Source organism: Mucilaginibacter sp., from assembly GCF_039925265.1.
GTDB lineage: Bacteria > Bacteroidota > Bacteroidia > Sphingobacteriales > Sphingobacteriaceae > Mucilaginibacter.
On sequence record NZ_JBDSZG010000015.1, the window covers coordinates 1 to 22,755 of the forward strand.

A 22,755-nucleotide genomic window follows, 5' to 3' on the forward strand; every position below is an offset into this window, starting at 1 on the left:
CCCGAGCGAAGCTGCTCCAGGGCTTTCTTTTTCATTTGCTCGTACTCGAGCGACTCTTCTTGTTTCATCTTAAACTATGTTAAAGGTAATTAATTACACTTTGACACAGTTTATTTTACACCCTCAATTCGTGAGAAAAAGACGAAAGGTAGTTGATTCCCCCGCTCCGTCAGGCGTCCACGCTGACGGGTTTAATAAATAATTCAGCCCTTGGTTGGTGTTATAACTGCATCACCTTCATTTAAGCCGTGTAAAGTATAATACCAACCCGGCTAAAGACTTATTGTATTAGCTTATATCTATTTTCATCATCACCCCCCCCCAGCTCTTTAATCAAACTTTCTGTCATCGATTTCTGTGTTTCGTTATTTGCGAGTTGCAGTGCAGATTTGGCGAATTTTATAGCCTTTGCTTTTTGCTTGCTCTCTGCATACATTTTGGCTAAACTATAATTAGTGACAAATACAGAAGGATATTTATTGTAGTTCAGTAAATAAACGGCAGTAGCTTCGTTCGTTTTTTTCTGTGCCATTAGCGAATTGGCATAGCATTCAGCTGCGGGAAGGTACCATAACTTACGGCTTCCCCGCCTGACTGTAAATGTTTGTCAGCGTCCGCGCTGACGGGTCTCGATAAATTAATCCTCCCCCGGATGGGCGGAAAAAGTTGAATGATTCGGTACCTGGCTGTTGAATTATTAAATGCAATGTTATTATTTAAATAAGTTATGTACATTTATTTATTTATGAGGTAGCTTACCGCGAGATACACCCCTTCTCTCCGGATGCTCCTGGTTCACCTAAATCGCTTTTATGAACAACATCTTCCTGGCACCCGACAAAGAAAAGAACTATCAAAGCTATATGGTTTACGCGTTGGCCATTATTTGGTTGATGGTAACCGGATTGGTTGTTTTTATAGAGTTCTTTTATTTCCCTCAATTGTGGTTGCGATGGGTGTTATTAATGAGTATCACCCTTTTTATAGCCGCCTTTAACCTTACCCTGAACCATCTTGGGCGCACCCGCACTGCAAGTTGGTCGCTAACTGTTATGCTGTGGCTATACATTACTATTCCCTGTTACTCCGCCGGAGGGATCTTTGCACCGGGCATTCTATCGCAAATGAGCGTGGTACTCACCGCCGGGTTTTTACTTGGCCGCAGAGGTGGGTTGATCATCGGCTTATTAACGATTGCTACGGACTTGGGACTGGCCTACCTGGAGGTAACCGGTCATTTGCCGGCCGCTACAGTAGTACATGATCCTATCAGCCGCTGGTTTAGCGCCATTATTCCTTTTGGTACCGTCCTTGTATTGCAGTATTACGCTATCAATCACCTGCGCACCAGTTTAATTTCACTGCAACGCCAAATTATAAAGCGGAAAGAAGCGGAAGCGGTAACGGACCAAACCGTTCATGATCTTAGAGAACGGGAAAAAGAACTGAAAGATTATAAGTATGCCTTAGATATTTCTTCTATTGTAGCGATCTCTGATGTGGACGGCTCCTTTACTTTTGTGAACGAGAATTTCTGTAAGATCAGCAAATACAGCCCCGAAGAATTATTAGGCAAAGAGCATAGCGTTCTCTGGTCGGGTTACCACCCAACTGAGTACTTCACCGAGTTAGGAATTGCCATGCAGGAAGGGAAGTTTTACAGGGGAGAATTTTGCAATAAGGCAAAGGATGGCTCCTTGTATTGGGTAGATACCACCATTGTGCCGTTTTTGAATGACGAAGGAAATGTATACCAGTATATGTCCATCAACCGCGATATTACACGGAAGAAAGAAGCCCTGGAGAAACTAAGGGCAAGTGAGGAACGCTATAAATCTATTATCGCGGTTTCAAATACCGGCGCGTGGGAGTACGATCTGGATACGCAACGGGTGTGGTACAGTGCACAATATTTCGCGATGCTTGGCCTGGACAGGCCCGATGGCGTTTGGGAGGATACACAGGGCATGTCCTGGGTAGAGCGGCTCCATCCGGATGATCGCGAACGTGCTGTAAAGATCTTCGATGACTTTTTAATGGGTGGCACAACAGAGTTATATGAAAGTTTTTTCCGGATGCGCCATCAGAACGGCGACTGGGTTTGGATCTGGTCTCGTGCCAGGAGACTGCACGACAATAATGGAAATATAACCAATGTAAGCCTGGGTACCCACACCGATATTTCTGAACGGATAAAAGCGGAGGAAAAAACCAGGGAAAGTGAACAATTGATAAAAAAGATCACCAGCCAGGTTCCGGGGGATACGTATATGTTTGAAATTGAGGAGAGCGGGCAAACCAACATCATCTTTTGCAACCGTGGAACGGATAGATTGAACCATTCGCACAATCCGGAGAACCCGGCCACAGACCCTACTAAAATAAGGGAAATAGTGCACGATGATGATAAGGCTAAATTTGATGAAGCGATGAGGGCAGCCTGGCTGACGGGGGCTATAATTAGTTTTCAATACCGAGTAGTTATAAATAGCCATGTAAGTTGGCGCTGGATGCAGGCTGTTTCCGAAAAAAGCACGAATGGGAAGATATTGTGGTATGGAGCTATAAGCGATATTACGCCGCTTGTGGACTACATCGTATCTATTGAGCAGATCATTTTTGATATCGCGCATGTTATTCGCAGGCCTATCGCTTCTATGATGGGCATAACCGCGCTAATTTCTGATAATGAATTTAGCGAGGAGGAAATTAAGGAGCTTTCGGAGAAACTGCACCTGATCTCAGACGAAATGAACAAATTTATTCTGGAGTTGAATCGTGTTTATCATGAAAAAAGGGAAAATACGGCGCTTAATATTGACATCTCGTCGTTAATTGATGAAAGGAATTCTTTGTTCAATTGAAAATCAATTCTTTTTAAAACATACGTACACCTGGTGCAATTTCATTCTTACTTCGAGTAGATCTTTCGCAAGTTAGTCGTTCTACTTATCATCAATACAGGAATGCTATCCCGATAGTCTATCTTGAAACCGGATATCAGTTTGATTTTTTTAAAGTCGAGGGCGTTGCCGGCTATCAGGTTGGTTTGTAGTTGATGCCTTACCTTCTTTTCGGGGATAAACCTTGAAGCTGTTTTTATGTAATCATTCAAAGTTAAATTCGCCGTCGGGTTTGCAGTGTGTATCTGCTGGTTTATCTTAAATAACGCGAGCAGAAAGTCCCGTATCGACCTTTTGCCACCAGACGCAAGGCGGATCTGGTTGTCGAAATAGAACGCGTAAATAAAACCTCGTTTATACGGCAGGGTTTGATAGTTTTTATCCACCCAAAACTTCGCGGCGATGGAATCGTTCGGCGCATTTTTTACCTTGCTGCTGTAGTGCGCCAGCAAATTATCGTTATTTACGTAATCTAAAAACGCGGCCTTATCCTGTATGCCCGAACTTACGAGGTTGATCATGGTAACATAATCGTTAAAGCCTTCACCAAACCATTGGTTGTCGAACTCGTCGTTACCAATTTGCATACTGTTTCCTATCCAGGCATGTGAGGTTTCGTGTGCAAGTACCCGCTTTTTATTATTGTCGAATTTCCCGGAGTATCGCATCACAAAGCCATGTTTCTGACTATAACCCGTTGCCCAGGGTTTGTCGATAGATAGTAAGGGTAATACACTGATATAGTAATAGGGTGCATTGTCGTCTTTCCAGAAATTGCGCAGTCCGGGAAAGTAATCCTTAAAAAAGGGCTCCAGGTCGGCCTTTAAGTTATTCAGGGTATCAGCTTTAGAAGTAATGGCGTAATAAGGGATGCCATGCACTTTATAGGTATCAATTATTAGGTCTGCCCCCATCAGGATAAGCACATCCTGCTGTTTGTTTAGCGGTATGCTTTGTTTTACGTTAGGTGCCGTACCCGCGGCGGTTGAAATGAAGTACGGTAACCCGGGCGGGAACGAATCCCATTGGATAGTTGCAGCCGCTGCAGGATGCCCCACAGGGTTGATCATGAAAAACTGCGGCACCAGGTATAACAGATTCGGCGTTATCAGGGGCCTGAATAATTCATCCAGCGTTGCACGCTTTGGGTTACCAACCAGCTGTCCGTTAATGGTATAACTTATCTTTTTAGGCCCACCATCGGTATGGTACACCGTAATTTTCCTTTCGGTGGGTGTGAGTTTTATTTTGTCAGTGGTCTCGATATTTTGCAATACTTTAAAGATCTCCTTCTGCCCGCCAAATTTTAGGTCACCGTAAATAAATACGGTACTGTCTTTGGTTGCAGGCGTATAATCGAGGCTGACTTTTAGCAGTGATGAGGTTCCGTCCCAACCCAGGTGATAATTTAAGTAGGCAGCAGGTTGTATGCTTTTGGTTTGAGCGTTTGCAAATAACGTTATAGCGAGAAGCAGGCAAGTGGCGAGTAGAGATCGGGTCATGAGCTATAGATATGACCGCAATTTATGAAAATAGCGCCTGATTTGAAGGATTGCTAACTGAACCGTGTCACCTCTATAAAAAACAAAACCCGTATGCTTATGGCATCCGGGTTCGTTATTCTATTTGGGTGTTTTATCTGTGTCGGTGTTGGTGGTCATTTGTTTCGCGGATCCAGTTATCTGCCGAAAACTTGCCCGAGCCCACTATCCAAAACAATACCAGCAGCATGAAAACGATGATGGATAGCCATAGTTCGGTGTTCATGAACGATAAGCCTTTGGTGATGTTCACAAAAAATATGGCGCCTAAAACAATGGGCATCTGCATAACCACCACCATGCGGGTAAGCAACCCCGTTAGTATCAGCAGCCCTCCTATTACATGTACAAAGGCAATAATATGTATCAGCACTACAGCCATCAGGCCCAAACCACCAAAGGTTTTGTTCTGGAAGATCCAGTCCTGTTGCACGCCTGTACTACTAATGAAAATTACGCCCTTAGTAAAAATGATCAACCCCAGAAAAATACGTACAATATCCAGCCACCTCGGATGATGAAGATCACCCCAATGTTCTACTTTTTGGACCATATTCATGATGCCTCCTTTTTAAGAATGTTAATAATTGGTAATAATGAAGTTACAACAAATAAAACTGAAATTAAAATAAATTATTGTTCTTTTTTGATGACTTAAAACCAATAAACGCCTTGTATCGAAGGCGTTAAACCGGACGTTGCATTAGCCGGGGGGGGTAATTTTCAGCAATTGCATCTCTCCATCTTTTAACTGGTTTTATTTGATATTGTACAGCGGGTAATGGCTATTAAGGCTAAAACGCAGATTGAAAGCCCCGGCGGTGCCAAAACCCTCATTTACCATAAATAACCGATCAGGCCCGCGCCCTATTGATGGATGTAGCTGTGCAGCTGCTCTATGGTTTCCTGTTGCGAGTGGATGGTTTCGTACACCACATCGTTGATGGATATGATACCGCAAAGGCTATCAGCGTCGTCAAACACAGGCAGGTAACGAATGTTGTTCTCGCTCATGATGATCATACAGCTTTCTACCGACGATTTTGGCGTAACATGCGGCAGGTTTGTGCTTATGATATCGCCGGCTGTTGTCTCATCAGAATGTTTGCCCATCAGTATTATTTTACGGGCGTAATCGCGCTCGGTAACAAGCCCTATGTACTGGCCATTATCAGTAACCACCACCGAGCCGATGTTTTTTTCGGCCATAAGTTTAAGCACATTTAATACAGTGGTATCGGCAGGTACGGCAATAACCGCACTACCCTTACGGGCTAAGATGTGTTTTACGCTTTTCATAAAATAACAGGTTTATTTGGGTTTATGAATTTACGAATAACTATTTTAAAAACAATAGGTTGGTGTTATTAAATAATAAATACGCCGTGTTTTTATTTTACATCAGCTTACACTTTGTAGGTGCGCGGGAAAATATGGTAAGATTTTTCCTAAAGCAAAAAGCCCCAACTTAAAATAAGTCGGGGCTTTTTTTATTGGGCGGCGTTATATTACAAATAAGATTGCAATAAGTTCGCTTTTGAATTTTGCCTTAAACGCATCAGCGCTTTGTCTTTTATCTGGCGAACACGTTCGCGGGTCAGGCTGTATTTTTCGCCTATCTCTTCTAAAGAATGAGCTGCATTGTTATTCAAACCGAAGAACAATACAATAACCTGCCTGTCGCGTTCTGCTAAAATATTCAGCGAGCGTTTTATCTCCTGTGAAAGGGAATCGGTCATCAGTTCACTATCTGTGCTTGCATCAGTACTTTGCAAAACATCAAGCAGGGTGTTTTCTTCGCCGGTAATAAAAGGCGCGTCCATAGAAACCTGGCGACCTGAATTTGATAACGAATCAGAGATTCGCTCGGTGGTAGTTTCCAGGTCTTCGGCCAATTCTTCCGGAGTTGGCTGGCGCTCCAAAGTTTGCTCTAATTTAGAAGCAGACCTGTTTATTTTACTTAGCGAACCAATTTGGTTCAATGGTAAACGTACTATACGGCTTTGCTCTGCAACGGCCGATAAGATCGACTGGCGGATCCACCACACGGCGTAAGAGATAAATTTAAAGCCTTTTGTCTCATCAAAACGTCTTGCTGCTTTTATTAAGCCCAGGTTGCCTTCGTTAATTAAATCGCCTAAGGTAAGCCCCTGGTTTTGATATTGTTTTGCAACGGATACCACAAAGCGCAGGTTTGTTTTTGTTAAACGTTCTAAAGCGGCCTGGTCGCCCTCGCGGATCTTCTGTGCCAGTATAACCTCTTCCTGTGCGGTAATAAGGTCTACTTTGCCAATCTCGGTAAGGTATTTATCCAGAGATTGCGATTCGCGATTTGTAATGGATTGTGATATCTTAAGCTGTCTCATATAAAAAAATGTTCAACTGTTAAGCCAATATTAAAGCTGTATTGGCAAGTGAAAAAGAAATAAAAAAAGAAAAAATGTATTGAGCGATTCGGAGATAAGTTGTACTCATAAACGAAAAGAGCAAAAGTTTGTAATGTTTAATATATAAACCTAAATTAAGAAGTGTTTGTGTTTCGCTGCTCCAAATCAATCTGCGAAGATACACAAAGATTTGTAGTTACAGTGTAAAACAAACACTTATAATTTATTCACACGATGTTATTAACTATGTGTATGTAAAGTCATTTATAGTTTGTTGACAATTGTTACAACCCGTAAGATGTAATTTTGATTTGATAAATAAAAATTATGTCATCTACATTATCAAACATACTCTACTCCGTACTCGACCTTGCTACCGTTGTAGAAGGCAAAACGCCTATTGATACCTTTCCCAACAGCCTTGCACTGGCCCGGCTTGCCGAGGAATGGGGCTATACCCGCTATTGGTTTGCCGAACACCATAACATGATGAACGTAGGCAGTTCGGCCCCTGCTATACTTATTGGCTATATTGCCGGCGGCACAAAAAGCATCCGGGTTGGCTCGGGTGGCGTAATGCTGCCCAACCACGCACCGCTTGTAGTAGCGGAGCAATTTGGCACACTGGCCTCGTTATATCCCGGTAGAATTGATTTAGGCCTTGGCCGTGCGCCGGGCAGCGACCAGCTTACGGCGCTTGCCATCCGCGGCGAGAATATGAACGCCGCTTTTAACTTTCCGAGGGATGTGGAGAAGCTGCAAACTTATTTTTCTGCCGATAACGTGGACAGCAAGGTTCGCGCAATCCCGGGCGAAGGTTTGGAGATCCCTATTTGGATCTTGGGTTCCAGCACCGATAGCGCGCGTTTAGCAGCCGCGAAAGGTTTGCCATATGCTTTTGCCAGTCACTTTGCCCCTGCTCATTTTTTAGAAGCGATAGAACTTTACCGCCAAAACTTTAAGCCGTCGGAGTTTTTGGATGAACCTTATGTAATAAGCTGCATCAACGTAGTAGCGGCTGATACCGACGCGGAAGCAAATCGTTTGGCAACATCGGTTCAGCAATTTATAAAGGGTGTGGTAACAGGTAAAAGGCAATTGCTGCCACCTCCTATTGATACCATGGACGGTGCCTGGAATTATTTTGAACAGGAAGCCGTAGAACAAATGTTGGCTTACTCCATTTTTGGTAGCCCCGAGACTGTAAAAAACAAAATGCAGGCATTTGTGGAACTAACCAATATTGATGAAGTAATGGTAACCTCGCATATTTTTGATCACCAGGCGAGGCTGCGCTCATACGATATATTTGCGGAGGTGATGAAGGGCAACTAATGAGCGTTTATCCCAAATAATCGGGCGGGAAGAGTTTTTGTCCATACTTTTCGGCTACGGCTGCCATCTTTTTGGCGGTCTCCGGATCCATTGTTGGCGGCGGTAAAAATTCGCCCGATTTTACCGGCTGCCCCATTTCTAAAAACATTTCCTCCAATCCGGCAGGGACAACCATACAAAGCAAATGAGCCATTTTATCGCTTTTGTTTTTAAAGCCGTGCACAATGCCACCTTTGGGTATGCTCACAAACGCGCCTTTTGCAGCGATGTAGGTAGATGCTTCTGATTTTACCTCGACTTCGCCGTCTACAATGTAAAAAGATTCTTCAAATTGGGGATGAGCATGCGGACCTGGGCCGCCTCCGGGTGGTACCATCATTTCGATGGTAGCAAACGCACCACCTGTTTCTTTGCCCGATGCCAGTATGCGATAGTTACCGCCCATTACCGAAAGGGTTTCGCTATCTGTTGCTCCTAAAGTTTTTGGTGCCTTTTTTTCGTTTTCCATAGTGTTGATATAGATTACTGTAACAAATGTAAATGCCTATTAGTTTAAGTTAATAGCCGGAATACTTTCGGGGTAATATTTCGGTATTAACGCGACGAGTTCAGCTTTTTATTCACCACCCTATCGGCATAATCCTGTATGAATGCTTTGCAATCCATCATGCCTTTTTGCATTTCGGGGCTTAGTTCGCCCGTCATCAGGTTTTTTGCCAGTCCTTTATCGGCCGCTGCAAAAATTCCGGTGATGGTTTTTCCATCAAACAAATAAGTGTAATTGCCCTGCATAAACTGGTAAATATTACCGGTAGAATTGATCACCCGCGGTGTTTCTGCCGGCAGGTTGCTTATTAGGCTCCTCCCCCAGGAACGGAACGGTTTGTTGTAGCCTATCAGATCGGCAACCGATGGATATATATCCATTTGCGAAGCGAGATCGGTACGGGTGCCCTTTAGCGCATAGACCGGGTTGGCGCTGTAGAATAATACAGGTACCGCAAACCGGTTGATCGCCTTGCTGTATTCGGGGTAGTGGGTTTGGCTTGTATGGTCGGCAGTTATTACAAAAATGGTATTGTTGTACCAGGGTTGGCTTTTGGCATAATTGAAAAACAAGCGTAGCGCGTTATCAGAATATTGCACGGTTTTGTGTATCGGCAACGGCCCGCCGGTGAAACGCTTTTTATACTTTTCCGGCAGTTGGTACGGGTCGTGCGAGGATAGCGTGAACAGCGTGGCCATAAAGGGCTGTTTTTGTGTGCCAAGAGTTTTGCCCATAAACTGAAAGAACTGCTCATCCCAGATGCCCCAGATGCCGTCAAAATCCTTGTCGTTATTATATTCTGTACGGCCGTAATAGTTTTTAAAGCCCAAAATGCTGCCAAAGCCCTGGAAACCCATCGACCCATTGGCAGCGCCATGGAAGAAGGCAGTTTGATAACCCAGGCTATCACACACCGAAACGATAGACGCTATCTTCTGCTTGGCATAGGGTGAAGAAGTAAAGGCTGTTTGAAATGACGGTATCCCCGCCAAAACCGAGGACATGCCATGGATGGACTGCCGGCCGTTAGCATAGGCATTGGTGAAGATGAGGCTGTTATCGCTCAGCGAATCTAAAAACGGCGTGTACGATTTAAAATCGGCTATCGCGGTGCCTCGATTCATGCTGCCCCAGTACTCGCGGGCCATGCTCTCTAATATGATGATCACCACATTTGGTTTTGAAGCCGGGTGACTATTATATTGTTTTATGGGTTTAATATTACTATCAATGTAAGCTTCATCGGTAAAATGCTGCAGCTTAAAATTGTTGCTGTTAAGTGTACGGAAAATAGCAAAGGGTGTATTCAGCACCACATCGCCCTGGTTGGGGACGGTAACGTGTTTGTAAGCATCCACCATATTAATGGGGCGCGTACTGTGTTTAAAATCACCCCGTATACCGCCAATTATGAGGGCAACGGCGACGAGCAAAACCGCTATAGACGAAGCGAAATAAACCCAGCCAGGCTTAACATTAACAGGCTTAAGTTGTACACGTTTATACAGCCAAACCCACAAAACGCAGCATAAAAAGTAAATAACAATTACATACCAGTAAGCAAAGGCAAAATGACTGGCAAGCGCTTCCTTATTACTTTCCTGCGATACCACATCCAGCGTGGCCCTGGTAGAGCGTACCTGGCTGAAACGGTAATAAATAATATCGATAAAGCTGGTGGCGTAAGTCAGAAAGTTGGTTACGAAGTACAAAATGCATAGCCCCTTTTGGTAAGCTGGCTTAGTATTGATGGTTAGCGGGAGAATGCTTAATACGATGAACAGGATGTTGATATACATCAGCGCGGCGGTATCAAAGGCTACCCCATAGTAACATAGTTTTAGCAAGGTGCCCAGATCATCCACCGCAAGCAGGTTGGTGTTAAAAGCGAAGAACAATACCCTTGCGATAAAGTAGAAAAGATAGCCTAAAAAGAGGCGGTATAAAAGTGCTTTATATTCGGTCGGTCTGAATTTGGGATCCATTGGTGTAGCGCTTTTCCTTATATAGCTGCCGGTTGACGGAAACGAAGGTAATGAAAAGCAGATAATTGTTAAGTCAGGGTTAAGCCATTGTTTTGGCTTTTAAACTTAGTGTGGAAAGGGACTCAAACTCCAGGCCAGTAAATCATTAGGTAAATCACTCCGGGCCTAATTAATCAGTTTAACATATTCCATTATAAATTGTAACTTAGTGTATCATGAAACAGCAGGAAAAAACTTTGCCCACAGCTGAAAGTTTGACACTTATTAATGAAAGCGAGCGACTAAAAAGGGATATCGAAAGACCCGATATGGAAAAATTTCGCTTGTTTACACAAATGCTTCGTACCAATCTATTGCTCAAAAAGGCTATCATCCGCCATAAATAACTTATGGATATTTTGGATGATGAACTGCTGAAATTTTGGCGCTCCCTGAATAATAATCACTGAGGTATATTATGGTTGGTGGTTTCGCAACCCGTTTTCATGGCTTTAACCGCAGTACTGATGATTTAGACCTTTGGCTGGATGATAATCCGGTTAATCGGGGAAATTTGCGAAAATCATTCGTAAACCTTGGTTATGGCGACTTTCCCTCCCTTGAAACAATGGAATTCATACCCGGATGGACAAGTTTCTATATCGGCCAAATAATAGAACTGGATGTCATGACAAAGATGAAGGGGTTGGACGATTATACTTTTGAGCAATGCCTCGAAATAGCCTCTATTGCCGACCTGGATGGAATACATGTACCGTTTTTGCATATCGATCAATTAATCGCAAATAAAAGAGCCGTTAATCGCCCTAAAGATCAGGTTGACGTTTTAGAACTTGAGAAAATAAAAACGTTAAGGAATGAGGCCAACAAAAAAAGCCGTTAACTGAAAAAGTTAGCGGCTTTTAAACTTAAGTGCGGAAGAAGGGTTTTTTTAGAACCGCTTGAGTTATTTTATTCAACTCACGTGACTATGAAGAAAACTCTAACCATTTATTTTTTAGTCTTGATCATTAGTTTATAAAGATCAAGCCTCCTGTCCTTCAAGTTTCTTACAGCTCCAAAACTATGCAACTCCTTTAGCAGGTCTACGTCAACATCGGCAATCAGCGTCATCTCTGCATTCGGCGTAGCTTCGGCCTTAATGCCGTTACTCGGAAAAGAAAAATCAGATGGCGTAAAAACCGCCGATTGCGCATACTGGATATCCATGTTGTGTACTTTTGGCAAATTGCCCACGCTTCCGGCTATGGCTACATAACATTCATTCTCAATAGCCCGTGCCTGTGCACAGCAGCGTACCCGCGTGTACCCGTTCTGTGTATCGGTCATAAAAGGTACAAAAAGAATCTGCATACCCTGTTCGGCCAACAAGCGGGGCAGCTCCGGAAATTCTACGTCATAACAAATCAATATCCCTATCTTCCCGCAATCTGTATCATAAGTAGCCAGTGAATCGCCACCTACCATACCCCAGGCACTTTTTTCCGCAGGCGTTAGGTGTATTTTTCCGTACATCTCGTAAGAGCCGTCCCTTCGGCAAAGAAAACCAACGTTCCGCAAAACCCCGTCTTCCATATAAGGCATGCTGCCGGTGATAATGTTGATGTTATAGCTGATAGCGTACTCCATAAACTTGTCACGTAGGGGAATTGTGAACTTCGCTATTTCTCTCATAGCCTCCGCTCCGCTTAAATGATTGTAAGCGGTCATTAAAGGCGCGTTAAACAGTTCAGGAAACAAGACAAAGTCGCTCTGATAGTCGCTCACCACATCAACAAAAAACTCTATCTGCTCGCACAACGAGTCCAGGCTCGGGAACGGCCTCATTTCCCATTGTACCAATCCTAATCTGATAACAGACTTTTTAGAATTGATATGTACCGCCTCTTCATTATAGTAAATGTTGTTCCACTCTAACAACGACGCGTATTCGAGAGATTGAGTATCGCCGGGTAGATAGCCCTTTAAAATCTTTCTTACGTGAAAATCATTAGCGAGTTGAAATGACAAAGTGGAGTCGTGTATTTCTTTTCCTTTAACTTTCTCCAGGTATTGCTTGGGGCTAAGTTCGCCGGCATAATCTTTATAGTTAGGGATCCGCCCGCCTGCAATAATGGCTCTCAGGTTATGCCTTTCACATATTTCCTTCCGGGCATCATAAAGCCTTCTCCCTATGCGCATACCGCGAAAATCAGGATGTACAAAAAAGTCGATACCATATAGTACGTCTCCTTTAGGGTTATGGGTAGAGAACGTATAGTTTCCGGTAATTTGACCATACGTGTGATTATCTCCAAACTGATCGTAATCTACTATTAACGATAAGGCACATCCTGCTATGGCACCGTTTACTAATATACAGATCTGCCCTTCCGGGAATATCTCCACCAGTTTGCTAATATGTGTCTCTCCCCAAACGGACGCCCCGGCCCAGTCCGAATAGGCTTCCATCATGGATGATTTTAAGCCCAGGTAATCATCTTTAGTGAGTGTGCGCAGTTCTATCTTTAAGTCTTCGTTCTTTGTTTCTTTTTCCATTTTTGGTAACTATTCCTGGTTATTAGTATATAAATGACCATCAAAATTAAGTAAAAAAAAAGCACCCCCCATTTGGAGAATGCTTTACAATAAATTTATAATAGGTATTAAGCTACTTTTACATTTACGGCATTAGGGCCTTTACGGCCTTGTTCAACATCATAATCAACAACGCTATTTTCGCGAATGTTGTCGATCAGACCTGAAGAATGAACAAAGATTTCGCTGCCACCGTCGTTAGGTGTGATGAATCCGAAACCCTTAGCTTCATTAAAAAATTTTACTGTTCCTTGTTGCATTATATTAATTTAAAATAAGTCTACAAGGTACGCATAAATAATGGAATATCTGGCTTTTTGTTGAATTACTTAGAAGCGCCCAGCATAACATATTCAGAGAGAGTGGATTTTGGCGGGGCGAAATAAATTCATTGAATAAAAAAAGCCGTTAACTTTTTCGGTTAACGGCTTTTAAACTTAGTGCGGAAGAAGGGACTCGAACCCCCACGCCTCGCGGCGCCAGATCCTAAGTCTGGTGCGGCTACCAATTACGCCACTTCCGCGTTTTGGTTTTTTAGAGTGTGCAAAGATAGCTTTTATTGATAAATATTAAAACACAATTTTGGTTTTTTAGCTATCTGCCTCATTTGTTAGCTTTTAAATTTACCTATGCTTTCTACAAGGCCTGTAAAATAGGCCGGCACCTCCAGTAAGCGGCTTCCATACCACGAAAACATCTCCCCATCAACCAGCAAAACGCGGGCATTGGGTAACAGCGCGCTGATCTCAGCTATATGTTTTTCTGCAAATGGGTACGGTTCGGATGATAGCAACACTAATTCGGGGTGGGCGGCTATCAACGCTTCTGCTGTTATTTCTGGATAACGGGTTTGGCTAAACACATTTTCAAACCCGCATTGCTGCAGCATACAATCAATAAAAGTTTCTTTACCAGCCGCCATGTACGGTTTGCGCCAGATAAAATAAGCAGTGCTAATGGTTGCCGCCGGTGTTTTTAGTTCATCAAAGCGTTGCCGGATGATAGCATTAAGCCGTGAGGCCTCTTCTACCCTGCCGGTTATAGCGCCAATACCGCTTATCATTTGCATTGCCCCCGGCAGATCTTGGATATCGCTGATCCAAACCGGGTAATGCTTCATCAGCTCTTCTACCTGGCTCTGTTCATTTTCTTCCTTATTAGCGATGATAAGATCGGGGCGTAACCGATGGATAGCTTCCAGGTTAAGTTGCTTAGTGCCCCCTATTTTGGGCACCTGTAATACTTTAGCTGCCGGGTGGATACAGAATTTGGTAATGCCTGCTATTTCATCACCTAAGCCCATATAAAAGAATAGTTCCGTTTGCGACGGAACTATGGAGATTATTCTTTTTGGAAAAGCAGGTACCGAAACAGCCCTGTTCAGCTGGTCGTAAAATACGGGCATGGGTTATTTACCTTTACCTTGTACCATCACCTTAACGGTCTTCAGGATGATGTTCAAGTCTGAATTAAGGCTGATATTTTGCAGGTAAAGCAGATCGTAACGTACACGATCACACATCTGGTCAACGTTCTCGGCATAACCGTAATGCACCTGGCCAATGGAGGTCAATCCTGGTTTTACGCGAAGCAGTTTCCTATAGCTTGGTGTTTTCTCAACAATTTGCTCAATGTAGTACTGGCGTTCTGGCCGTGGCCCAACAACCGACATATCACCTTTCAATACATTCCAAAATTGTGGCAATTCATCAAGGCGTGCTTTACGCATAATCATTCCCCATTTGGTGATGCGCGGGTCGTTATCCTTTGATAGTTGCGGGCCTGCCAACTCGGCATTAACACGCATGCTACGGAATTTGTATATGTAAAATGGTTTTTCGTTTTTACCTATACGTTCCTGACGGAAAAAGGCCGGACCTTTAGAAGTAAGCTTGGTTATGGTGTATAATACAAAAAACACTGGTGCCCCTGTTACCATTACCGTAGTGGAGAACAATATATCGAAGCTTCTTTTCAAAAGCCTTATTTTTAAACCTATCTCGGGATGTGAATTTAAATGCAGAACCGGCACATTATCGTAGTTTACCAGCTGCGCATAATTATTACTCAAAATAAGATCAGACACCACCTTTATTTTTATCAGGTATGTATCTCCCATTTTAACAAGGCGGTTTAACAGTTCGGTATTCATTTGTTTGTAGCAAATGAATATCTCGTTAGGGCCTTTCTCTATGAGTAGTTGCATTAGGGCATCTTCGGTCATGCCGGCCATTTGTTCTTCCGATATAAAATCATTCAGGTCGTAACCATACTCCGGATGCTGAGAAAAAGATCTCACCAGCCTTTGCGCTATGTTTTGATCGCCAATAATAACTATCTGGCGATGATTGTATCCTTTTTTACGAATATAGTCCAGAAAAAAGAACAGTGCCGATCTTTGCGCAACTACCAATATAAAGAATATGCTATAGCTAAGCATTACTTCAGCGCGGGAGATATTAAATATTTTGAAGAAATAAATGATTCCGAAAACGCAAAGCAGATGATAAATAAGCGTAAGCAAAAACTTGTTGATGTTATCTCTAAGAAGCAAGGGCCTGAATACATAAAAACTTCTTGACAAGGCAGAAACCACCACCCACGCTATATTCACTAATAGAATAAAAGTTACAGATGTATTCTCCGGACGAAAAGTGTTGAATTTGATGAAGTGAGAATTATACAGCGCAACGTTTAGCAGCAGTAGATCACTCAAAAAAACAAACCCCGGAAGGTGTTTAGAGTAGCGTGTTGTCATAGATATTTATCCTGGTAAGATATTGCAAAAGTACATTTTTTATAACAATTTATTACAAAAAATGGGGTGATTAATAATTGTTAACAATTATATTACTAAAACAATGCCAAAATCTTAATCAAGAATATTTGAAGGGGCAATTAACCTGCTGCATTTTACTTATGTAAAATATTGTATGCCCGCTTAAAAAGCGTCGTCTACTGCGCCGCATATAATATGTCCTATCAGGATATGCATTTCTTGTACGCGGGCCGTTACATTTGACGGTATCACAATGTTTATATCGCAGCAGTTGTTCATCTCGCCGCCATCCCTGCCGGATAGCCCTATGGTTTTGCAGCCAGCTTCTTTACCCTTTAAAAGCGCCTTTATCACATTTGGGCTGTTGCCGCTGGTAGAGATCCCGATCAGTACATCGCCTGCAACTGCAAACCCTTCCACCTGTCGCTCAAACACGCGATCGAACCCATAATCGTTACTGATAGCCGTTAAAGCCGAGGTATCTGTTGTAAGCGCTATTGCCGGCAGCGAGCGGCGTTCTTTCACAAACCTGCCTATAAATTCAGCGGCGATGTGCTGGGCATCAGCAGCGCTGCCGCCATTGCCAAATAGCAATACTTTTTTGCCGCTCTTGCTGCAGGCTACTACAATTTCGGCTGCTTTTGCGATATCATCTTTTAAGTGCGCGAGTGTTTTTTGCGCTACCTCTATATGTTCTTCAAAAAGCGAAGTGATATATTGTTCCATCTTAGTAAAATGCTTGTGTTGATAGATAGTTGCGCACATAATCGTCTACGCCTTCTTCCAGTGTGTAAAATTTATCGTTGTAACCGGCCGCGTGCAGTTTTTGCATGTTGGCTTCGGTAAAATATTGATACTTGTCGCGGATATCTATCGGCATATCAATAAACTGCACTACCGTTTCTTTATCCAGGCCGCTAAAGGTGGCGGCAACCAGGTCGTAAAAGCTGCGTGCCTCGCCGGTACCTAAATTATAAAGCCCGTTTTGGCTTTCGTTCCATTGGCCGTCAACCATGGTTACGGTCATCCAGTACATTACTTTTAGCAAATCTTTCACGTAAACAAAATCGCGAAGCTGTTGCCCGTCCTCAAAATCATCACGATGACTTTTGAACAGCTTTACCACGCCGTCTTTATTGATCTGGTTAAAGGAGTGCCATATCACGCTGGCCATGCGGGCCTTATGATACTCGTTGGGGCCGTAGATGTTAAAGAATTTTAACCCCGTCCAGTTTGGTGGTTGTGCTTCCTGTTTAAGCGCCCATTTATCAAATTCGTTTTTGCTGATGCCGTATGGGTTCAGCGGTTTCAGGTCCTCCACTACCTCGTGGTTGTCGTCGTAACCCAATTCGCCGGCACCATATGTCGCAGCAGATGAAGCGTATATTAAAGGCACCTGCTTGGCAGTACAATAATTCCAAACATCGGTAGAGTAGTCTACATTGAGTTTTTGGTGTACGGCGTAGTCGAACTCGGTAGTATCGGTACGGGCGCCCAAGTGTATAATAGCGGTGATATCGCCTTCGTACTGATCCAGCCAGCCGAAAAGCTCTTCCCTGTCAATAAGTTCCGAATATTTTTTTGCTTCCCAGTTACTTCGTTTGCCTGGGGTATCAAAATCATCTACTAAAATAAGGTTGTTAAAACCTTTCTCGTTTAAGTACTGCACCATGCACGACCCAATGAATCCTGCGGCGCCAGTTACTATAATTGCAGAATTACTATCCATTTATATAAAAATTAATCTTCAAATTTTTCTTTTACTTCGGCAAGAGTAGCGGTTGCGCTGCCTACCTTGTTTACTACAACAGCCGCCGCGTGGTTGGCAAAATCGCAGGCATTATACAGCGTGTTGCCCGATGCCAATGCAACGCCAAGTGATGCTAATACAGTATCGCCCGCACCGGTTACATCTACTACATCAAGCGCCTTTGTTGGGATGATCTCTAATTTCCCGCTGTTGTACATGGCAATCCCATCTTCCGACATGGTGATGACCACGCTATCGCAACCCGTAATTTCCTGTATTTTTATGCAGGCTGAGGTAAGGCTTTCTGTATCGGTTATGCTGATGCCTGATGCAATTACCGCTTCTTTACGATTCGGCTTTATTACATTTACGCCTTTGTATTTAGAGAAATCGATCCCTTTAGGGTCAACAATGGTTTGGATGTTTTGCTCGCGGCAAATGCTGAAAATACCGTTAAGCAGCGTAGGTGTAAGCAGCCCCTTGTTGTAATCGGATATTAAAACAATATCGTGCTGCGCCAGGTACTGCTTTAAATAAGCCAGTATCTCCTGTTCTTTGGCGGGTTGCAGCGGTTTGGTTATCTCGCGATCCAGCCTTATCAACTGATGATTGGTTACCAAAACTCTCGATTTCATGATGGTGCAGCGATCTGTGTCTTTTATAACGCCATGGCCACTAATATTGTTAGATGCCAGTTCATCAAATACGATGGCTGCATTTTCGTCATCGCCTACAACGGCAACAATATCGGCTTCGCAGCCGAAGGTTATCAGGTTTTCCAACACGTTGCCCGCGCCACCAAGCGTGTACGATTCCCGGGTGATCTCTACCACGGGTACTGGCGCTTCCGGTGAAATGCGGTTACAATTACCATAGATGTAGTGGTCAACCATCAGGTCGCCTATCACCAGTACTTTTAAACCATCTTTAATATCAAAATTCATATTTTTATTTAAAGGACGATCACTCATCCATTATAGGTCTATTCAAAAAACTCTTTAACCCAGTTATTTACAAAATATTTGTCAAACGCCGGGTTGATTGTTAAAATGCTGCCCTTTAATGCCGCGGTTTTACTTTCTATTTCTTCGATATTCTTTACGTCGTTAATATCATCAACCACCACGATGTAATTAGGGTCGAAAAACTCCGCCTGGCGGATAGATGTATTCGTAGTTACTAAAACAGCGCCCGCGGCCAATACCTCAAAAGTACGCATTGTTAAACCGCTTTGTCCAAAGCGCTGAATATCCAGCACGCTTTTAGATTCGCCGAAGATCTCCGCCACATCCTGCTGGGTAAGTTTATTAAAGCTTACATCACTCCATTGTATTTTGTTGTAATAGCTTTTAAACGTTTTCTCAAACCAAAAGAACCATTTGGCAGGCGAAAAAAAGAACACAAATGTATCGGTAAAGTTGGCGAACAGCGCTTTTATTACCGAATAGCGGTTGGAATGCAGCGTGCCCACAAACGAGATGGTATACTTCCGCTTCTCCGGTGCCTTTGTTTGTTGTTGGTATTCCCTGGTGTAGAACAGGTGCTTTAATTTCAACACGGGGTTAGCTGCTACGTCCTTAAAATCGAAGCTAAAGCACTTATCAAAATGCTTTAAAATATACACCGAGTTCTTGTTGTTGTTATTAATTGAATCGTAGGTGTAGTAGATCAGCTTCGCATTGGGGTTATTCTTTTTAAAATCACTAATAAAGCTTTGCGGTACCACCTCCCCTTTTATCAGAAAAAAGAAATCGTACTTTTTATCTTTTATCTGCCGGGTTATGTTTTTGTAATACTTTTCTACTATGGTGGTCAGCAAGCTCTTCTTCACCCTAAAAACCGCCTTCATCAGCGAGTTATTGGAGGTGCGCTCATCAAAAAAATCCACGCCGAAACCATTAGCCTCCAGAGCGTCGCAGATAGACACTTCGTATCCAAAAAACCTGGGGCCAATAAAAAGTACGTTTTTGGTAGCGGCTGCCATTATTTAAATAAGCCTTTATCTTTCATTTCCTGTAATGACTGCTGGTACTTGTCCGTTTTAATTTCCTGCGTATTTACCCATGCGGCAAATTTAGCTATCCCGGTTTTAAAATCAACCTTAGGCGCAAAACCTAATACCGATTTGATCCTGGTAAGGTCGGCATAATTATGCCTGATATCGCCCAGGCGGTAATTACCCGATATGGTTACCGGTACCGTGCGGCCGTAATTTGCCATTAGTTCTTCTACCACGGTATTCACCTCTATAGCTATCCCGGTGCCCACGTTAAATACCTGGTTATTGGCTTCGTCTTTTTCTATACCGAGGATGGTAGCATCAACCACATCATCAATAAATACGAAATCGCGGGTTTCTTTGCCATCTTCAAACACGTTAATATCCTTATCGTTTTTGATACGGGTAGAGAAAATAGATAAGATACCGGTATACGGGTTAGAAAGCGACTGGCCGGGGCCATAAACATTTTGGTAACGGAAAGCAACCGGCGCAATACCAATAGTTGGGCAAACCGTCATGATCATTTGCTCCTGGTTTTGCTTGGTGATACCGTAAACAGATGACGGGTGGATCTTCGAATCCTCATCAGTAGCTACCAGCGTAAGCGGTTTTTCGCAACCGGCGTACTTCACTTCAAAATCGCCGGCTTGCATGTAATCATCGGTACGGTGTTTTGGGTATACGTAACCAAGCTCTTCGCTCAGGTATTTACCCTCGCCATAAATAGAACGCGACGAAGCGATAACGATCTTTTTAACCTGATGAGGGTTGTTCGCCAAAATATCGAGCAATAAAGCCGTACCGCCAATGTTTACATCGGTGTAGCGTTTTATTTGGTACATAGATTGGCCGGTGCCGGTTTCTGCTGCAAGATGTACTATTACATCTTGCCCGTGGATGGCCGCAACCAAGTCGGCTTCAGCTTCTACGGTGCCTTTTATAAATTTAACCTTATCGGCTATTGATTTATATAGCGGAGATTCTTCCTCCGGGTTTTCGCCGTGGATTTGTTTCGAGAGGTTATCAAGAATGGTAAGGGTATGCCCTTTTGAGATAAGTTTTAGCGCGAGGTTTGAGCCGATAAAGCCTGCCCCGCCTGTAATTAGTATATTCATTTGGTAAAATTGCCTTTTGAGTCTGTTTTCTCCCAAACCAGTGTTTCGGGATTGTATCGTTTTAAAATTTTTGCCGGTGCGCCTGCTATCACACAGTAATCGGGGAATGTTCCCCTCAGTACGGCGTTAGAACCCACAATGCATTGTTTGCCCAGTATGGTACCCGCCTGCAATACGGCACCGTAACCAATAAAGCAGTTTTCGCCTATGCGGGTGGTTTTTACAAGATATTTTTGTTGAAGGATGTGCACGGCAATATCCTGGTAATCATGATCTACATTGGTAATAAATACGTTGCCCGATATGGTGGTATGGCTGGCTATTGTTAAATTTTCGCCCGAACTGATGATGTGAAAATTTTGCCCTATGGATACATCTTCCTCAATAACGATTTTACCACCATGGTGGGTTTCGGCGCGCAGCCCGGGGAATATGCGCACTTTGTTGCCTATGCTTATGCCCCTGCCCCCATAAATTAATATGGGTTTGCCAATGTAGCTTACCAGGCCTATACGCCTGATGAGTAATCGTAGAAATTGGGTATTGATGGCCCAGCTAAGCTTATATAACATACAATTAAACAAGGGTTTTACTATAACCTACAATATCCATCACTCCGTTGTAAACCTCATCTACGACAACACTTTTAATGCACAAATTGTGGCCAAACTTACAAAAACTTTGATAACAAGGTTTACATTCCATTTGGTGAGAAATAATTCTACGGATGTCTGCCCCGTACGGTATTACATACTGAGGATCCACATTTCCGAAAATAACAACCGTAGGTATGGCAAACGCACTTGCTATATGCGCGGCACCGCTATCATTACAAATTACTAAATCACAAGCGCTTAACATCAATATGTACTCGTGCAGGGTTTTATTTATGATAATGTAGCCAACATTATTTGCTTTTAATTCGTTTTCTATTTGGGCTACGGTGTTGCGTTCGTTGGGCCCTTCGTATATAATAAAGGTGGCATCGGCGTTTGCAGCAGCCAGCTTTATCATTAGTTCGCTGTACTTTTGCTCGTCCCAGCGCTTTACTTCCTGGCTTGTGCCCGGATGAACACCGATAACCAATTTGCCCTTTAAATTGTTTTGAATTTTATAGTTTTCTACATAAGTACTGTCCGCCTGGGATGATGTTAATGATGGCAGCCTATCGGCATCACTAAAGGTGCAACCCAGCTGTTGTAAAAAGTAAAGCGACTCTTCTGTGAAATGCACAATATTGTTATTGGGCGTAACAATATCGGTAAGCATATATTCGCCGCCGGTGAAATTATAACTGGCTTTACGGCTGGCCTTAATAAAATTCAGGTAAAAAATATTGCGCCAGTCGCCACGGAAATCTATCGCGAAGTCGTATTTTTTTTGATTGATGATGCGGATCGCAGAAAAGAAATTAAACAGATTTTTAAACGAGTAATTCACAGGCGCTATCCAGGGGCATTTAATAATCACAAAATCATCTATCACGCCCTGCTCTTCCAAAATGGTTTTCACGGCTTTTTCGCAAACCAGGGTAATTTTGGCATTAGGGAAGTTTTTACGGATGATACGGAAAGCAGGCAGGTACATAATGGTATCGCCTATTAATAAAAACCCCAGGATAACCAGGTTAAATATCTCATCCTTTTTTATAGACGGGTAAACCTTTTTGTTTTTGGGGAACAGGTAAAACGCCTTGAATATTTTATCTATCTTTTTAAGCTTCTCTGTTTTCTGAAGATTAAATGTTGGCATATGTATTATTAAAGTGCTATGGGCGTTTAACGCGGGTGCAAAGTTACAATAAACCGGGTATTAAAACGCACCTGAATATTTG

At 43.0% G+C, this 22,755-nt stretch carries 22 protein-coding genes and 1 tRNA gene; 4 read left to right on the plus strand and 19 right to left on the minus strand.

Annotated elements, in window-relative coordinates:
• Positions 1-280: 280 nt before the first annotated feature.
• Positions 281-532, minus strand: a complete 252-nt coding sequence (locus tag ABIX36_RS07670) for a hypothetical protein (RefSeq protein ID WP_348081580.1) — start codon at positions 530-532, stop codon at positions 281-283.
• Positions 533-812: 280 nt separating this feature from the next.
• Between ABIX36_RS07670 and ABIX36_RS07675 the strand changes: the two genes are divergently transcribed.
• Entirely contained in the window at positions 813-2,864 is a 2,052-nt protein-coding gene (locus tag ABIX36_RS07675) for a PAS domain-containing protein (RefSeq protein WP_348081581.1), read from the plus strand.
• Between the two features lie 47 nt (positions 2,865-2,911).
• Here the strand turns inward: ABIX36_RS07675 and ABIX36_RS07680 are convergent, their stop codons facing one another.
• From ABIX36_RS07680 to ABIX36_RS07695, 4 genes are all read right to left on the minus strand, one after another.
• Positions 2,912-4,405, minus strand: coding sequence for a M1 family aminopeptidase (locus ABIX36_RS07680; RefSeq protein ID WP_348081582.1), 1,494 nt, complete (start codon positions 4,403-4,405; stop codon positions 2,912-2,914).
• Between the two features lie 133 nt (positions 4,406-4,538).
• The gene (locus tag ABIX36_RS07685; RefSeq protein ID WP_348081583.1) at positions 4,539-5,003 is read right to left on the minus strand and encodes a DoxX family membrane protein; all 465 of its coding nucleotides are present in this window, start codon (positions 5,001-5,003) and stop codon (positions 4,539-4,541) included.
• A 308-nt stretch (positions 5,004-5,311) separates the two neighbouring features.
• On the minus strand, positions 5,312-5,743 hold the full coding sequence (locus ABIX36_RS07690) for a CBS domain-containing protein (RefSeq protein ID WP_348081584.1): 432 nt from the start codon (positions 5,741-5,743) through the stop codon (positions 5,312-5,314).
• Between the two features lie 209 nt (positions 5,744-5,952).
• Positions 5,953-6,810: an RNA polymerase sigma factor RpoD/SigA gene (locus ABIX36_RS07695; protein ID WP_128534940.1), complete on the minus strand. Its 858-nt coding sequence runs from the start codon at positions 6,808-6,810 to the stop codon at positions 5,953-5,955.
• A 348-nt stretch (positions 6,811-7,158) separates the two neighbouring features.
• On the opposite strand from ABIX36_RS07695, the gene ABIX36_RS07700 reads away from it, so the two are divergent.
• A complete protein-coding gene (locus ABIX36_RS07700; RefSeq protein WP_348081585.1) occupies positions 7,159-8,166 on the plus strand; it encodes an LLM class flavin-dependent oxidoreductase in 1,008 nt (335 codons plus the stop codon).
• Between the two features lie 7 nt (positions 8,167-8,173).
• On the opposite strand, the gene ABIX36_RS07705 is transcribed toward ABIX36_RS07700, so the two are convergent.
• A complete protein-coding gene (locus ABIX36_RS07705) occupies positions 8,174-8,674 on the minus strand; it encodes a cupin domain-containing protein (RefSeq protein ID WP_348081586.1) in 501 nt (166 codons plus the stop codon).
• Positions 8,675-8,760: 86 nt separating this feature from the next.
• Positions 8,761-10,698 carry a sulfatase-like hydrolase/transferase gene (locus ABIX36_RS07710; RefSeq protein ID WP_348081587.1) on the minus strand — a complete coding sequence of 646 codons (1,938 nt, stop codon included), beginning with the start codon at positions 10,696-10,698 and terminating at the stop codon, positions 8,761-8,763.
• Positions 10,699-10,913: 215 nt separating this feature from the next.
• Here ABIX36_RS07710 and ABIX36_RS07715 point away from each other — a divergent pair, with 215 nt between their 5' ends.
• Both ABIX36_RS07715 and ABIX36_RS07720 read left to right on the plus strand, forming a co-directional pair.
• Positions 10,914-11,084, plus strand: a complete 171-nt coding sequence (locus ABIX36_RS07715) for a hypothetical protein (RefSeq protein WP_348081588.1) — start codon at positions 10,914-10,916, stop codon at positions 11,082-11,084.
• A gap of 71 nt (positions 11,085-11,155) precedes the next feature.
• Positions 11,156-11,581: a hypothetical protein gene (locus tag ABIX36_RS07720; RefSeq protein WP_348081589.1), complete on the plus strand. Its 426-nt coding sequence runs from the start codon at positions 11,156-11,158 to the stop codon at positions 11,579-11,581.
• 107 nt (positions 11,582-11,688) lie between these two features.
• Here the strand turns inward: ABIX36_RS07720 and ABIX36_RS07725 are convergent, their stop codons facing one another.
• The 12 genes from ABIX36_RS07725 to ABIX36_RS07780 form a co-directional block, all read right to left on the minus strand.
• Positions 11,689-13,236 (minus strand): bifunctional GNAT family N-acetyltransferase/carbon-nitrogen hydrolase family protein, encoded by a 1,548-nt coding sequence (locus ABIX36_RS07725; protein ID WP_348081590.1) that lies wholly within the window; start codon positions 13,234-13,236, stop codon positions 11,689-11,691.
• Between the two features lie 107 nt (positions 13,237-13,343).
• A complete protein-coding gene (locus ABIX36_RS07730; protein ID WP_348081591.1) occupies positions 13,344-13,535 on the minus strand; it encodes a cold-shock protein in 192 nt (63 codons plus the stop codon).
• 181 nt (positions 13,536-13,716) lie between these two features.
• Positions 13,717-13,798 (minus strand) — tRNA-Leu (locus ABIX36_RS07735).
• Between the two features lie 87 nt (positions 13,799-13,885).
• Positions 13,886-14,680 carry a helical backbone metal receptor gene (locus ABIX36_RS07740; protein WP_348081592.1) on the minus strand — a complete coding sequence of 265 codons (795 nt, stop codon included), beginning with the start codon at positions 14,678-14,680 and terminating at the stop codon, positions 13,886-13,888.
• Positions 14,681-14,683: 3 nt separating this feature from the next.
• Complete coding sequence (locus ABIX36_RS07745; RefSeq protein WP_348081593.1) at positions 14,684-16,033, minus strand: sugar transferase; 1,350 nt, start codon at positions 16,031-16,033, stop codon at positions 14,684-14,686.
• A gap of 183 nt (positions 16,034-16,216) precedes the next feature.
• Positions 16,217-16,780 (minus strand): D-sedoheptulose 7-phosphate isomerase, encoded by a 564-nt coding sequence (locus tag ABIX36_RS07750; protein WP_348081594.1) that lies wholly within the window; start codon positions 16,778-16,780, stop codon positions 16,217-16,219.
• Position 16,781: 1 nt separating this feature from the next.
• On the minus strand, positions 16,782-17,783 hold the full coding sequence (gene rfaD / locus ABIX36_RS07755) for an ADP-glyceromanno-heptose 6-epimerase (protein ID WP_348081595.1): 1,002 nt from the start codon (positions 17,781-17,783) through the stop codon (positions 16,782-16,784).
• An 11-nt stretch (positions 17,784-17,794) separates the two neighbouring features.
• A complete protein-coding gene (rfaE1, locus tag ABIX36_RS07760) occupies positions 17,795-18,748 on the minus strand; it encodes a D-glycero-beta-D-manno-heptose-7-phosphate kinase (protein WP_348081596.1) in 954 nt (317 codons plus the stop codon).
• A gap of 38 nt (positions 18,749-18,786) precedes the next feature.
• Complete coding sequence (locus ABIX36_RS07765) at positions 18,787-19,788, minus strand: glycosyltransferase (protein ID WP_348081597.1); 1,002 nt, start codon at positions 19,786-19,788, stop codon at positions 18,787-18,789.
• A complete protein-coding gene (locus ABIX36_RS07770) occupies positions 19,788-20,921 on the minus strand; it encodes an NAD-dependent epimerase/dehydratase family protein (RefSeq protein WP_348081598.1) in 1,134 nt (377 codons plus the stop codon). Before ABIX36_RS07770 ends, ABIX36_RS07765 begins: the two co-directional genes overlap by 1 nt.
• Complete coding sequence (locus ABIX36_RS07775) at positions 20,918-21,493, minus strand: acyltransferase (protein WP_348081599.1); 576 nt, start codon at positions 21,491-21,493, stop codon at positions 20,918-20,920. Before ABIX36_RS07775 ends, ABIX36_RS07770 begins: the two co-directional genes overlap by 4 nt.
• A 4-nt stretch (positions 21,494-21,497) precedes the next feature.
• The gene (locus tag ABIX36_RS07780) at positions 21,498-22,673 is read right to left on the minus strand and encodes a glycosyltransferase family 9 protein (protein WP_348081600.1); all 1,176 of its coding nucleotides are present in this window, start codon (positions 22,671-22,673) and stop codon (positions 21,498-21,500) included.
• Between the last annotated feature and the right edge of the window lie 82 nt (positions 22,674-22,755).